This window comes from Pleionea sp. WD8-19, assembly GCF_055326765.1.
The window spans coordinates 141121-155207 of record NZ_JBUZOU010000008.1 but is presented as its reverse complement, the minus strand read 5'-3'; the positions used below and the strand labels follow the sequence as shown (position 1 = coordinate 155207).

Sequence of the window (14087 nt, the reverse complement as noted above, 5' to 3'; positions counted from 1 at the left end):
GAATTTAATAATAGATCAGTGAGCCATCTTTCATCACACCAATGGTTTGCGCACCCGTCCGACGAGGATCCGACGCGCCTAACCACCAACCGTGACTTTTTGAGATCGACTGAATACTCCCTGAAGCACGAGAAAATTTAACACTGTGTCCCATTTGTTGCAGTATACGAATCGTATCTGGAGAAAAACCTTTTTCCATATAAAGTGAATCGGGTTTCCACTGATGGTGAAAACGCGGTACATTGGCGGCTTCAGAAATATTCATATCAAAATCAATGGTATTCACGATTTGATGCAAAACAGCGGTTATAATTTTACTGCCGCCAGGGCTGCCCGTGATTAAAAAAGGTTCTCCATTTTTCAATACGATAGTTGGCGTCATTGAACTTAATGGTCGCTTAAGTGGCTCTATGGCATTTGCTTTGCCACCAATTAACCCGTAGGCATTTGGCACACCAGGTTTAATTGAAAAGTCATCCATTTCATTATTTAAAAAGAAGCCCGTACCGGGCGCAATTTTACCCGAACCAAAACTGAAGTTAAGCGTGTAAGTGTTGCTCACTATATTGCCCCATTGATCAACCACAGAGTAGTGTGTCGTTTGAGGGCTTTCGTGATTTAAAAAGCTTGCGGCTAAGATACTCGATGAGTCACTTGCTTTATTCATATCGATAGACTTTGCTAACTGTTTCGCATAATTTTTATCGATTATTTTTTTAACTGGCACATCATAAAAATCAGGATCTCCCAAATGCTTACTACGATCAGCATAGATACGACGAAAAGTCTCACTCATTAGGTGGATGGATTTTGCACTGCCCCATCCAAGCGATTTTAAATCGAAATTTTCTAAAATATTAAGTGCTTGTATAACATGAACGCCCCCTGAGCTGGGCGGAGGCATAGAAATAACCTGATAGCCTCGATAGTCACCGAAAACTGCGGCTCTCTCGACAACTCGATAATTTTTTAAATCGGAATGCGACATGAAACCGCGTTCAGTATTCATAAATGTGATCAGTCGATCAGCAACTTCACCTTCATAAAATCCAGTTCGCCCTTGCTTCATTATTTGTTGTAATGACCAAGCTAAATCTGGAAAGCGAATACGTTCACCTGGTAAATAACTCTCACCATTGGACTTAAAATAGATTCGCTTAACTTCATTGTTTTGTTGCAAACGCTCTTTTCTCTGGTTAAGTGAGTCCAAAAACGGATTGTTGGCAATAATTCCATTTTTTGCTAATTGATATGCAGGTTCTATTACTTTACTGCGATCCATCGTTCCGTATTTTTCTAAAGCATGCAATAATCCTGCAACGGTTCCTGGCACCCCAGACGCCAGAGCTGTAAAACGTGAACCGTCTTTAACGACCTCACCCTGTTCATTTTGAAACATGGTTTCGAAGGCTTTAGCCGGAGCGGTTTCTCGATAGTCAATTGCAATGCTGCGCTTTTCTTTTGCAAGGTATATCAACATAAACCCACCACCACCAAGATTACCCGCTTTCGGTAAAGTAACTGCTTTGGCAAAGCCAATACCGACCGCCGCATCGATGGCATTACCTCCGCTTGCTAAAATTTTTGCGCCAACCTCTGTCGCATGATGTTCCTGTGTAGCAACCATAGCACCATTCGCTTTAACGGGATGGTGCAAAGCTTCTGGTTCAATCAATGCTTGCTCATTCGCGAAACTACTGAAAGAAATTAAAACAACAAAACAAACATACCATTTACGCATTATTTTGAACCTTAACAACACATTCTTTTAAATTACTGAGTTCGAAAAAACCACCGGACAGCAATTGATCAACACCTTCCGACAGTTGCCGCTCAAGCTCTACGGGATGGCGATCATCAATACAACGAAAAATATAAGCGCCGAGTTGCTTTTGATCCTTCAAGTATTGAATAAGGTCAACTGCCAAATAAACGATCATCGACCGATTGATTAACCCCGTTCTATGGTTCGATATCGGTGTAGGAATAACCGTTAGAATAAAGTCAAACTTCAATAAACGCCCATTACCGCAATTATAAGACCGACTGTTAATAATTCGGTAAAAATTGTATAGCCGCATTTTTAACTGCTCCAATTCGCCTGATTCCAGCATGACAAACGTACTTTCATCCCAACGGCTGATCAAGTCGTCCCCTGAAACATAATCTTTAATTAAGTCGCTGAACTCAGAAATGGCAGCTTCAACATTTGCTTGAAATTCCGTTTTTAAAAGTGATTGATAATTTTCGATTGTCACCGTTATTAAGCAACCTTTCGGAAACACCATTTTACGAGCTCGAAGGTAATTGTCTTCGCGGTTGATTAACTCTTCGAAGTATTTTCGTTTATATAAATGCGTAAGACTGTCTTTTTTACTAAATTGTTCCAGCTTTTCTTTGTAAAAATCGATTCGCTTTTCGAGACGCTGAATTTCTTGGTGTTTAAAGTCTTCGCTTTCTTTAACTTGCTCCAAGTCAAAACGTAACTGCTTGACATAGTCTCGATTGCTTTCCAGCTCTTGTTTAATAAACAAACTTTTCCGATTTAACCGTTGCCACCACCAATAGCAAGCCGACGAGACGAGAATTAAAAAGATTAAAGCGTACAATAAATAAGCAAGATCGGAATTCCAAAAGTTACTGGCTACTCTAATGACAAGTGGTTGTTCAAAGCTCAACCAGTTATTGAGTTCATCAGTTACCTCTACTTCTAACAAATACTCTCCCGGCTCCAGGCCAAAAATATTGATAACTCGAGTATCTCCAATATCATTCCATTGTTCGCTCAACCCAATAAGCCGGTATCGATAGCGTTGTTTGTCGGCTTTGTGAAACTTAATCGCAGCAATTTCTATGGAAATAAAGTCGTTGCTGCTGGAAACAAACACTCGATTCTCTGCCAGTTCCTGTGCACTTAAATAATTATTATTGACCTCTATGGCATTTATTTTCAATAGCGGTTGAAGATACTTTCGAGAAACTAATTCAGCAGGAAACGTAGTAACACCGTTAACTCCACCAAACATGATTTCACCGTCAGCACTTTTATGGCTCGACCATATGTTAAATTCATTGCTTTGTAAGCCATCGTCCAATGTAAAATGCTCAACACGATTACTCGATGTATCAAATAGAAGCAAGCCATAGCTGGTACTCAACCAGAGAGACTCGTCATTACCCGATTGTATGCCGTAAATAGAATCGTTAACCAGTCCGTCATCTTCAGTGAATTGCACAAAAAAACTGTTTTCGGGTTGATCGCTGTCAAAAATGATCTGGTTTAATCCGTCTCCTGTGCCTATCCACATGCTGCCTTTGGTATCTTCATAAATAACTTGGATAAAGTCACTGCTGATGCTTTTATTATTGTTTTCATCCGATAGAAACAAAGTTTCCAATTCAGACTCCGGCTCAAACAAATACAAACCTCGATTCGTTCCTATCCATAATAAGCCAAGAATATCTTCATAAATGCTGTTGATGAACAGCTCTCCTCCACCAAAAGCTTTGTTCAATCGAGCCGAAAAGTTTCTTAACTGAAAATCACTGTCACTTTTTACTTTTCCGGTAACCCCTTCAATTTTTATCAATCCAGATTCTCGCCCTATCCATAAGTCACCATTCCGATCTTCAGTTATTGCAGTAACAAACCCCTGAAATAATGAGCTTTCCATTTTCACTACAAAGTTATTATCGGGATTGAGAACCAATAACCCTTCATTCGTTGCAATCCAGAGGTTATCGTAAATATCGAAATGTAACGCCGAAACAATCAGTTCAGAAAGATCGACATTGGGATTGCTGGAGAGGATACGAGTGATCTCAGTACGAGCCGAATTGACCTGAAACAGTCCATCACCATAACTACCAATCCAGAGGTTTCCTAACAAATCGCTGGTCACACTGTGAACCGCATTAGATATATCGAAATAGCTGGATTGTTGGCGAGTTAAATAATGATTAAAAAACGCTGTTTGTGGATTCCAGATGTGAAAACCACTGCCATAGGTCGCGATCCATATCAGTCCATTCGAATCTTCAAACAGTGCCATTATGTCATTGGAAAGTAGCCCTCGATGGTCAACCAGGTTTTGTTTGTATTGTATAAATCGAGCTGTATTCGATTCATAAACGTTTAAACCATCGACCGTTGCGATCCAAACTCGCTCGGTACTGTCGACAAAAATATTTTGAACAAGATCGTTACTGATCGAATAAGGAGCGTTCGATCCTTCACTGTAAATTTCATACTGTTGATTTAGCAAATTAAATTTAATAGCTCCGCGATTGGTTGCCAACCATAAAATATCGCGACCATTGGAACTGATATTCCGAATTTGCCGAGCGGGCTCGTCGGAGTCGCCGTTAAAACAAAAGTTTTTAACCGTGTGATTGATCAAGTCCAGACTGTACAGACAATCATTTTGAGCAAAATGCAGCAAGGACCCAATAGTGTGTAATCCCTTAATATTTTGTAATAACATATCTGTTTCGTTTAACGCTTCGGGGCGCTGAAATGGTTCCAAAAATTGATTCGTTTCGTTGTATACGAATAACTGATTGTTATGAAGCACCCAGATACGTGCATAAATGTCTTCTACTATCGAACTTATTCGCCCGGTAATTTCTCCGTTTGCCAATGTAATACGTTCAAAATAAGCGCTGTTATAGCGTTTTACAGCAAGTCCTTTATCGGTCCCAACCCACAACTGTTTTTTAGAATCTACCAGCAAATAGTTGACCATATTATTAGGCAACGACTGAAGATCACCGATGTGCTTTTTATAAACGGTAAATTCGTATCCGTCGAACCGGTTTAAGCCGTCTTCAGTTCCAATCCACATATAACCATCATCGGTTTGTGCAAAAGAGGTCACGGAGCTTAATGACAGCCCATCATTAATCGAGTAGTTACTTAAATGCAGCTTTGGCTGTATGTTGAGTGTATGGTGATCTGCAAAAGAAGGAAAACAAAAGAAACAAACCAGCCAAAGCATCCATTGTTTGGCTAGCTTGCGTAACGATCGATTATTAATGCTTACTTTTGGGATCAATATTGACTCTTATGTCCGAAAGTAATTCTGGGCGAAAACCTTTTTTATCCTGATAAAAAGCCTTTAACCAGGCAAAATCGGCTTCGATATCACCCGACGGATAAAGTAAAGGACCAAAGCCCAGTTCTTTAGTTGTGGTATCCATGTAAACCAGTTGTATCGGTACCTTAGCTTTTAATGCCACTCGATAAAAACCAGTCTTCCAATGATCTTTTTTACTGCGTGTACCTTCCGGAGATAAGGCAAATTTGAAATCCGGATTCGTTTTAAACTTGTCGACTATCTGATCCACTACGTTTTGTGCTTTCGAGCGATTCACTGGCTCACCACCTACCGCTTTAAACAACCAACCCAATGGTGGCCAAAACAGGGTATGCTTACCAATAAAATTCGGTTTTAACTGCACTGCACAACGAAGCAGTAACAGAATCAAAACATCCCAATTCGATGTATGTGGCGCAAATATGAGTACATACTGTTTTAAACGGGGCTGATGGCCAACTACTTTCCAGCCCCAGAGCTTCAGCAGCCAATGGCAAAAACGACTCAAAAACCAACCTCAAGCATTACCTTCGTTATGAATGTCCATTACCATATCGACATCTTCATGACTGCTTCGAGTCTCCTTGGCAGAATCGTTTCGTAGCTGCTCAAGGTGATTCAAATATTTTTCATCGACATCACCCGTTATGTATTCACCGGTAAATACTGAGGTGTCAAAGCGCTCGATTTGATTGTTACCTTCTTTTACGCACTCGATGAGATCGTCCAGATCCTGATAGATCAGTTTATCGGCTCCTATGAGTTTTTCAACTTCGCTAATTTCTTTGTTGTGCGCTACCAATTCCGTTGCTGCAGGCATATCGATCCCATAGACATTAGGGTATCGAACCGGTGGTGCGGCCGACGCAAAATAAACTTTACGAGCACCCGCTTCGCGAGCCATCTCTACGATTTGTTTACTCGTTGTGCCTCTTACGATGGAGTCGTCTACTAACAAAACGTTTTTATCTCGAAACTCTAACTCAATCGCATTTAACTTTTTTCGAACCGATTTTTGCCTTAGTTGCTGACCTGGCATAATAAACGTTCGCCCGATGTACCGGTTTTTCACAAAACCATGGCGCATTTTAAGATTCAAGCCATGCGCTAGTTGCATCGCGCTGACTGTTGATGTGTCAGGTATTGGAATCACGACGTCGATATCATGATCCGGCCACTCTCGTAAAATTTTTTCTGCTAAGGTTTCTCCCATTCGAAGCCGGGCTTTATAAACAGACACACCATCGAGCATAGAGTCCGGACGAGCAAGATAAACATGTTCAAATAAACAAGGACTTAACTGTGTTTTTTCAGCACACACCTGATTGTGCATTTGCCCTTCAAAATCGACATAAATGACTTCACCTGGCGCAACATCGCGTAAAAGTTCGAATCCGAGTGCGTCCAGCGCAACACTTTCCGATGCAGCCATATATTCTGTGCCACGATCGGTTTGTCGTTTACCAATCACCAAAGGCCGAATTCCTGATGCATCGCGAAAACAAACCATGCCAACATCAAGAATAACCGCAACCGCCGCAAAACCACCGAAACATCGCTTATAAACCTGCGTTGCGGCATCAAAAACTTCTTGCGGAGAGGGCTCTAACGATGACGATTTTTGCAGTTCACTGGCAAAAACATTCAAGAGAATTTCTGAGTCGGAGCTGGTATTGATGTGCCGTCGATCACTTTTATAGAGATCATTTTTCAACTGTTCAGCGTTGGTAAGGTTACCGTTATGGGCAAGCGCGATGCCATAAGGTGAGTTAACGTAAAAAGGTTGGGCTTCTGCCGAACTGGAGCAACCGGCGGTAGGGTAACGTACGTGCCCAATGCCTACGGTACCTGCCAATCGATGCATATGACGTGTATGAAACACGTCGCGAACCAGTCCATTGGCTTTGCGCATAAACATCCGGCCTTCATGCAATGTCACCATTCCTGCCGCATCTTGCCCGCGATGCTGTAACACCGTGAGCGCATCATAGATGCTCTGGTTTACCGGATACTTACCAACTATACCTACAATACCGCACATAACTCAGCCTTAAACAACGGGTCTATTATTCAGAATTCAAAGAAATATTAATATTTGGGGTCACATCGGGTGTGGAACGCTTAAGATGATCATAGAACCAACCACCGATGAGTTCAAAGTGTTCTCGCAATTGCGACTGTTTCCACCAGATATCCTGTGAAACAGGCGTAAAAACCTTTAACGAAATAACAGCAACACTTGCGATCAAAACGCCACGAACCGCCCCAAAAGCCATCCCCATCATACGGTCCATACCACTGAGGCCAGCGCGCTCAATAAATTGGCTTAAAAGAAAGTTCACTAAACCCGACATGGTAAGTGTTAAGAAGAACAGCGCCCCCCAGGCAATGCCCATACGTAAACTCGGGGTAGTGATATGGTCGGTTAGCATACTGGCAAGGTCCAGATAAAACCATTTAGCGATAAAGAAAGCGAGAATCCACCCGGCTAACGAAAAGGCTTCACGAATAAAGCCACGTACTAAACTGATTAAAGTAGAAGCAGTTATTATTATTATTAGTGCCCAATCGAACCACACCATTACATTCATTACCTGTCATCGCTATCGGCAGGCGCATTTTAACAGAGGCGCTATTAATCGACCAGAGCGTGTAGACCTTCATTTACCTTCACAGCAGAAATAAAAAGAAGACCCTACTCTTTCGTAGGCTCCCAAGCCACTACAATGGGCTTTAACCGAGTAATATCGGCAACTTTTGAAAGCGAGTCATTGGCCTGTTGCTTATGTAACCACGGACCAACTAATACACGATAGAGCAGTTTTTGGTCGGCCATATTGACTGGCCGCACAAAGGATTTCATGCCCTGTTCTTCCAATCGCTTCGCGAGCAGTTCAGCGTTTGCGTGAGAAGAAAAGCTTCCTGCCTGAATCACCCAAGACTCCTTAACAAACGACTTTTCCGGAGGTGTAATCGGTTTTTGAGACGGCTTTACCAGTTGTGTGGAATCATTTTTTTTAACGGTGCCTGACTCTTGTGTATCACTTTTCGCTTCAGTTGCCTGCTTTAATGAGACTTCTGGTTCCGATTGAGGCTTTGGTAACGGCACTTGTTTGTCGGTATTTGCTCCATGATTACTGGCGTTTTGGCTGGCTTCGTTCGACTGCTCTTCATTGCGTGTTTCTTGGGATTGTCCGACTATGTGCCTAGTTTCTGGTTTGTTCGGTACTTTGCTGACAAACGTTTTACGTTCGGTTTTTTGACCTAAAATACCGGGTAAAAAAATGACTGCAGCCGCGACCAGCACTATGGCACCAATTAAGCGTTGTTTGATGGTTTGTTCAATTGCCATAGCCGTTTCAAAACTCGTTCAATGTGAATATTTTTGTAGCCATTCAATCACGTTAGCAACGACAAGAAAAGAGCCAAAAACAACAATTCCCGTTTTTGCGCTTTTATTTTGTAAGCTCCACCGCATGGCATCATCCACTGAGTCAAACGTTTGTCGTTTTTCAAAGTCACGAGTATTAAGCTTTTCTGCTAACTGTTGTGACGTTTGTCCCCTGGGCCCTTCAGTCGGAACGAAACACCATTGCTCAACATTTAATTTAAGTTCCGACAATGCTTGTTCCGCTTTTTTATCTTTTAAGAGCCCGCAAACCGCGATCCAATGCTCAACCTTTCGCTCATTTTTCATTTTTTGATTTAAGTTGGCTATGGCTTGCGGGTTATGCGCTACATCGAGCCAGCAATTGTCCACACCTTCAAAGGCTTGCCACCGACCTTTTATACGGATGTTATCGAGTGCTTGTTGCCAGTTATTCGACAAAATATTTAATATCGTTGCTGCAAGCAAAGCACAACGTAAGCTGTCCGGAAAAACTTGATTCGCATATTTAAGGCTTAAATCTTCGTGCCAATCCGGTAGCCACTTCGACAAATGCTGAGCATTGAATAGATATTCATTGTTCAATTTTGGCAGATTAGGTTCAATCAATTGCGCAACCGCATCATTCGCTACTATTACCGGAGTTCGTGCTCGAATAATACCCGATTTTTCATAAGCGATTTGCTGTAAACTGCTGCCCAACCAGTCTTCATGATCATAATCAATGCTGGTAATTAACGCACAGTTGTTTTCAACCACGTTTACAGCGTCGAGCCGACCGCCTAATCCAACTTCCAGTACCAGCAAATCAACTTTGGCTTGCTTAATGATGGTGAGTGCAGCCAATGTTGTGAACTCAAAGTAAGTCAGTTGAGTGGCACCTCTAGCCTGCTCAATCGTTTCAAAACCGCGACACCAGTCAGCATCACTAACTTCCGTCAAACCGATTCTTAATCGTTCATTAAACCGAAGTAAATGCGGCGACGTATATGCGGCCACTTTCATTCCATTCGCACTCGTCAACGCCTCAATAGTCGCTACTGCCGAGCCTTTACCATTGGTTCCGGTAACCGTGATAACAGGTGCTGAAAAATGAACAACATCGAGCTTACGAGCTACTTCAGAGACACGCTCTAGCCCCATTTCGATATGAGAAGGATGCAGTGACTCAATATAGTCGAGCCACTGTTGCAGGGTTTTCAAGGTAAGTCCTTTAATAAAGGCTATATTAGGCTTCAGCCACTTCTTCTTGGAGTGGTTCCGAACGGTGCATGAATTTTGAAATCAATGAGGCAATTTTTGTTCGCATTTCGCGGCGATCGAGAATCATATCGATAGCCCCTTTTTCCAACAAAAACTCACTTCGCTGAAATCCTTCGGGTAGCTTTTCTCTAACGGTTTGCTCGATAACACGAGGGCCCGCAAAACCAATTAACGCATTGGGTTCTCCAATATTAACATCACCTAACATGGCTAAACTGGCAGATACTCCACCCATGGTCGGATCGGTCAATACCGAAATAAAAGGAATGCCTTTTTGCGATAAACGCGCAAGGGCCGCACTGGTCTTCGCCATTTGAAACAAAGACAATAAGGCTTCTTGCATACGTGCACCACCGCTGGTTGAAAAACAAATCAATGGGCAATTGTGCTCTAATGCATAGTTGGCAGCTCGTACAAACTTTTCGCCTACCACTGAGGCCATAGAGCCGCCCATAAATCCAAATTCAAATGCAGCGCACACTACGGGAATTTCCAGCAACTCCCCGGCCATTACTATCATGGCATCGTTTTCACCGGTGGCTCGTTGAGCGGCGACAATACGGTCTTTGTATTTTTTAGAATCGCGGAACTTGAGCTTATCAATAGGCTTTAAGTTTTCTGCAATTTCCTGACGGTTATCCGGGTCAAGAAACTTTTCCAAACGCTTGCGAGCAGAAATTCGCATATGATTTCCACATTTGGGACAAACTTCGAGATTGCGCTCGAGTTCTGAACGATACAAAACGGATGTACATTGATTGCATTTAGACCACACCCCTTCTGGGATGGATTTTTTTCGACTATCAACAGAGGTGTTTCGTTTCGGTAAAAGTCTTTCTAACCAGCTCATTGAGCACCTTTCATGCAGTTGTTGGTTACCGGAATAGCGGCGAATTTTAACACGCCACGAACACTAGAGAAGTAGAATTTCCGATAATCTGGTCGTATCAGTCGAATAACCACAAGCTGGAACGGCGTTTTGGTAACTTGAAGCTATTCGGGTAATTGGCTTGTATAAAATAGAGTCCGTCTGGTGCAGCGGTTGGCGCTGCGACGGTTCTGTCTTTTCCAGCCATTAATTCTTTGATCCAATCGGCAGATTGGTTGCCGCGTCCAACATCTATTAATGATCCGGCAATGTTACGAACCATGTGGTGTAAAAACGCATTTGCGGTTACATCAATCACCACAAATTCATGCTTACGAGCCACAGAAACCTGAAATACATTACGATACGGTGTTGGAGATTGACAACTTGCGGCCTGAAAACTGGAAAAATCTTGTTCTCCAATTAAATATTGTGCAGCCTGATGCATCTTATCAGCATCCAGCGTATCGCGGATCCAAGTAACCTGGCCAGCGAGTACTGCTGGACGAGCATCCGTATTACTGATCACGTAGCGATACCTGCGAGAGATAGCAGAAAAACGCGCGTGAAAGTCATCACTCAACGGCTGTGCCCAAAGGATTGCGATATCATCGGGTAAATGAGCATTGCCACCCAGTCGCCAAGCTTTTTCCGGTCGTTCTGAATCCGTTTCAAAATGAATGACCTGACCGGTAGCATGAACACCACTGTCGGTTCGTCCGGCACAGTACACATGAACGGGATGATTAGCGACTTTGGAGAGTGCCTGCTCAATATGGGCTTGCACCGAGGGTGAATGCGACTGGCGCTGCCAACCGCAATATCGGGTACCCAAATATTCAACGCCAACTGCTATGATCATCGGTTAAATCTGAGAGTACCCTTGAGTTTTAAGCTAAATCTTTTCTAACAAAGCCAGTGCTTCAGACTTATGAGCTTCACTGCCTTCTTCAATGACTTCATTAAGAATTTCTTTGGCACCGTCAGTATCTCCCATATCGATGTATGCACGTGCCAAATCAAGTTTGGTAGAGGCCTCATCGGTACCATCCATCATCTCATCATCTAAACCTTCTTCATCGCCCAAATCAAAATCACTGTCGAGATCCATATCCAGGTCATCGGCTAAGTCGTCAGTAATTTCAAGACCGTCGGAGTCACCAGAAGTTTCAGCTTCTAGGTCAAAATCAAGGTCATCGTCTGACGCTAATTTGGACTCAGTTTCCAACGCCAACATGTCGTCATCAAGAGAAAAGTCATCCTCTTCGAGTTCTGGTTGTGCTGCGCTCTCAGCAGGCTCTGCTTTAGGCTTGTCCGCTTCTTCTAAATCAAAATCGAAATCGTCGGTTTCAAAGGAAGTTTCTTCATCACCTATGTCTGATTCAGCAACATGATCATCCAGAGATACTTCACTTTCAGTATCCAAATCGTCGAGAGAGAAATCGTCATCAAGGTTATCGGTTGTTGTGGTATCGTCTTCACCAAAAATTTCTTCTGTCGATGGCAATTCAAACTCATCTTCTATAGAAGCTTCATCAGGCCAAGCTTGAGCTTTAATTTCTTTCAATTGACGTGCCGCATCGGGCTCTTCTTGCCAAATGTCGTCAAACTGATTTTCCACCGCATCAAACTTGTCTTTCTCTTTGGTTTCAGCAAAACACTCGAGCAGTTTCAATTTTAAGTCAGTTCGATCAGGGTGCGCTTCGATGGCATCAATGAGTAATTTTTCAGCCTGTTCGTATTTGCCATAAGCGATATAAATATCGGCCTCTCCAAGAGGGTCAGCTTCGGTTCCACCGTCCTCTTCGAATACATCATCAGAATCCAATTCTCCTAGTAAGTCGTCTCCTACATCTGGCATATCGATACTTTCTTCAGTATCAAAACCCGACCCTTGCGCGGAAATAACCAGATCATCTTGAAACTCTTCTTCAGACATGCGTTGGCGCATTTTCCAGAACACCAGGAAGGCACCCAGCAAGACCACAATTAAGCCAATGGCACCATAGAAAAACAAAGGATCATCAAAAAATGAGGTTGACTTGGGTGACGATTGCATGGAATTAACAGAACCAGACGGCGACGAAATGCCAGTGGTGCTCGAGCGAGTCGTGCTTTGCGAATCGGTAGGCTTTCGTGTTGTATCTGTACTGGCAACGGTATCGACCGAGGTGGTGTCATTTGTGGTGTCTGCTACAGGCGTATCGTCAACAGAAATATCTTCTCCCATACGGCTTGCAGCATCGGTTAGAGTACGGTCATCACTGACGGTTTTATCCGTTACGGTTTGGGAGCTGTCTTCACCGGCAAATACCTTTTCCTGATTGGCTAACGCCGCGGCAGCAGTGGACTCAACATTAACCGCGGACGATGAGCGTTCAATTTGCGCCAAAGCATCCTGTAACTTTCGGCGTAATTCTTCATTTTCAGCTTCCAATGTGGCAGCGGCTTCTTTGGTTTCGGCTAGCTCACTGCGTAATGCACTGACTTGTTTGCTATTCACAGCCGATCCTGAAACATCACCAGAGCGACTGCTTGGAGTGGCCAATCTTAATCGGTCTTCATTTCGGCGTGTGGCTGTTTGAGTGCCAGATCGGCTGGTCGTATCCAATACGGTTTCACGACTGCCACGCGTACGCGCAACCATATCTTGAAGAGCGGCACGATGTGGAATATTTGCGATTTCAGCGGCACTTGGAATGGTCAGTGTTGCGCCACGTTTTAATAGGTTAATGTCATTATTAACAAACGCATTCGGATTGGCACGGTATAAAGCGACCAACGTTTGATGAATGGTCGCATTTGCAGGTTTTAACTGTGTCGAAATTCGCCATAACGTTTCTGCCTCACCTACGGGACCGTAACTATCTCCACTAAACACCGGTTGCTGAGTCTGGCGAGGGGGTGGCGTATAACTGGGCTGAGAGGTTGTTGCTTTTTCGACCGGCTGCGAAGTGACTTGCTTAATGGTTGAAGACTTTTTTTCGGCAAAGATTGGAGGATCCAACAGTAAGGTATACTCACGTAACATGCGTCCTTTCGGCCAGTTGAGCTCGACCAAAAAGTTCAAAAAAGGTTCTTTGACCGGCTGCCGAGTGGTCACTTCAACAACCAAAGCTTCACCAGGACGTTTGACCGTTTTAAACCGTATGTCTTTTAAATAGCCGAAATAATCGATGCCGGCTTTTTCAAATTCGGCCATGCTGGCAAGGGAAGCAGCAACTTCAAATTCCGACATACCCTCAGGTGAAAACAGTACGATCTCGGCTTTAAGAGGCTGATTCAACCCCGACATCAATTTGATTTCACCAAGGCCCAGTGCTTGTACCCCAATGGAAAAAGTCACCAAAACAGTAACGATTACCAGGCTAAATTTGCGAAACATATAAAGTTCCCTTTAGTTACTGGTTCTATTTAGAAACCTGTAGTTAGAGTATTATCTTAAGATTATTCTTTATGAGATGGCAGTAAC

Annotated in this window: 10 protein-coding genes; all 10 read right to left on the bottom strand. The window is 43.2% G+C overall.

Annotation, left to right across the window (positions count from 1 at the left end; genetic code table 11):
* Window positions 1–4: 4 nt before the first annotated feature.
* The 10 genes from ggt to ACTUJY_RS11850 all read right to left on the bottom strand — a co-directional run bounded on the left by ggt (window position 5) and on the right by ACTUJY_RS11850 (window position 14000).
* On the bottom strand, window positions 5–1741 hold the full coding sequence (gene ggt / locus ACTUJY_RS11895; RefSeq protein ID WP_463616310.1) for a gamma-glutamyltransferase: 1737 nt from the start codon (window positions 1739–1741) through the stop codon (window positions 5–7).
* Window positions 1734–5054 carry a ligand-binding sensor domain-containing protein gene (locus ACTUJY_RS11890; RefSeq protein WP_463616309.1) on the bottom strand — a complete coding sequence of 1107 codons (3321 nt, stop codon included), beginning with the start codon at window positions 5052–5054 and terminating at the stop codon, window positions 1734–1736. The genes ggt and ACTUJY_RS11890 overlap by 8 nt, the downstream gene beginning before the upstream one ends.
* Window positions 5032–5604 carry a lysophospholipid acyltransferase family protein gene (locus tag ACTUJY_RS11885; protein ID WP_463616308.1) on the bottom strand — a complete coding sequence of 191 codons (573 nt, stop codon included), beginning with the start codon at window positions 5602–5604 and terminating at the stop codon, window positions 5032–5034. The genes ACTUJY_RS11890 and ACTUJY_RS11885 overlap by 23 nt, the downstream gene beginning before the upstream one ends.
* A gap of 9 nt (window positions 5605–5613) precedes the next feature.
* A complete protein-coding gene (gene purF, locus ACTUJY_RS11880; protein WP_463616307.1) occupies window positions 5614–7137 on the bottom strand; it encodes an amidophosphoribosyltransferase in 1524 nt (507 codons plus the stop codon).
* A 25-nt stretch (window positions 7138–7162) separates the two neighbouring features.
* The gene (locus ACTUJY_RS11875; RefSeq protein ID WP_463616306.1) at window positions 7163–7687 is read right to left on the bottom strand and encodes a CvpA family protein; all 525 of its coding nucleotides are present in this window, start codon (window positions 7685–7687) and stop codon (window positions 7163–7165) included.
* Between the two features lie 104 nt (window positions 7688–7791).
* A complete protein-coding gene (locus tag ACTUJY_RS11870; protein WP_463616305.1) occupies window positions 7792–8448 on the bottom strand; it encodes an SPOR domain-containing protein in 657 nt (218 codons plus the stop codon).
* 18 nt (window positions 8449–8466) lie between these two features.
* A complete protein-coding gene (locus tag ACTUJY_RS11865) occupies window positions 8467–9687 on the bottom strand; it encodes a bifunctional folylpolyglutamate synthase/dihydrofolate synthase (protein WP_463616304.1) in 1221 nt (406 codons plus the stop codon).
* A gap of 25 nt (window positions 9688–9712) precedes the next feature.
* Window positions 9713–10597 (bottom strand): acetyl-CoA carboxylase, carboxyltransferase subunit beta, encoded by an 885-nt coding sequence (accD, locus tag ACTUJY_RS11860; RefSeq protein ID WP_463616303.1) that lies wholly within the window; start codon window positions 10595–10597, stop codon window positions 9713–9715.
* Window positions 10598–10694: 97 nt separating this feature from the next.
* Window positions 10695–11477 (bottom strand): tRNA pseudouridine(38-40) synthase TruA, encoded by a 783-nt coding sequence (gene truA, locus ACTUJY_RS11855; protein ID WP_463616302.1) that lies wholly within the window; start codon window positions 11475–11477, stop codon window positions 10695–10697.
* A gap of 33 nt (window positions 11478–11510) precedes the next feature.
* Window positions 11511–14000, bottom strand: a complete 2490-nt coding sequence (locus tag ACTUJY_RS11850; protein ID WP_463616301.1) for a motility hub landmark protein FimV — start codon at window positions 13998–14000, stop codon at window positions 11511–11513.
* Window positions 14001–14087 lie beyond the last annotated feature (87 nt).

Bases quoted from the DNA above. Each gene is read 5' to 3' on its own strand.
- truA (WP_463616302.1), bottom strand. From the start codon at position 11,477: ATGATCATAGCAGTTGGCGTTGAATATTTGGGTACCCGATATTGCGGT.
- ACTUJY_RS11850 (WP_463616301.1), bottom strand. From the start codon at position 14,000: ATGTTTCGCAAATTTAGCCTGGTAATCGTTACTGTTTTGGTGACTTTT.
- purF (WP_463616307.1), bottom strand. From the start codon at position 7,137: ATGTGCGGTATTGTAGGTATAGTTGGTAAGTATCCGGTAAACCAGAGC.
- accD (WP_463616303.1), bottom strand. From the start codon at position 10,597: ATGAGCTGGTTAGAAAGACTTTTACCGAAACGAAACACCTCTGTTGAT.
- ACTUJY_RS11870 (WP_463616305.1), bottom strand. From the start codon at position 8,448: ATGGCAATTGAACAAACCATCAAACAACGCTTAATTGGTGCCATAGTG.
- ggt (WP_463616310.1), bottom strand. From the start codon at position 1,741: ATGCGTAAATGGTATGTTTGTTTTGTTGTTTTAATTTCTTTCAGTAGT.
- ACTUJY_RS11875 (WP_463616306.1), bottom strand. From the start codon at position 7,687: ATGAATGTAATGGTGTGGTTCGATTGGGCACTAATAATAATAATAACT.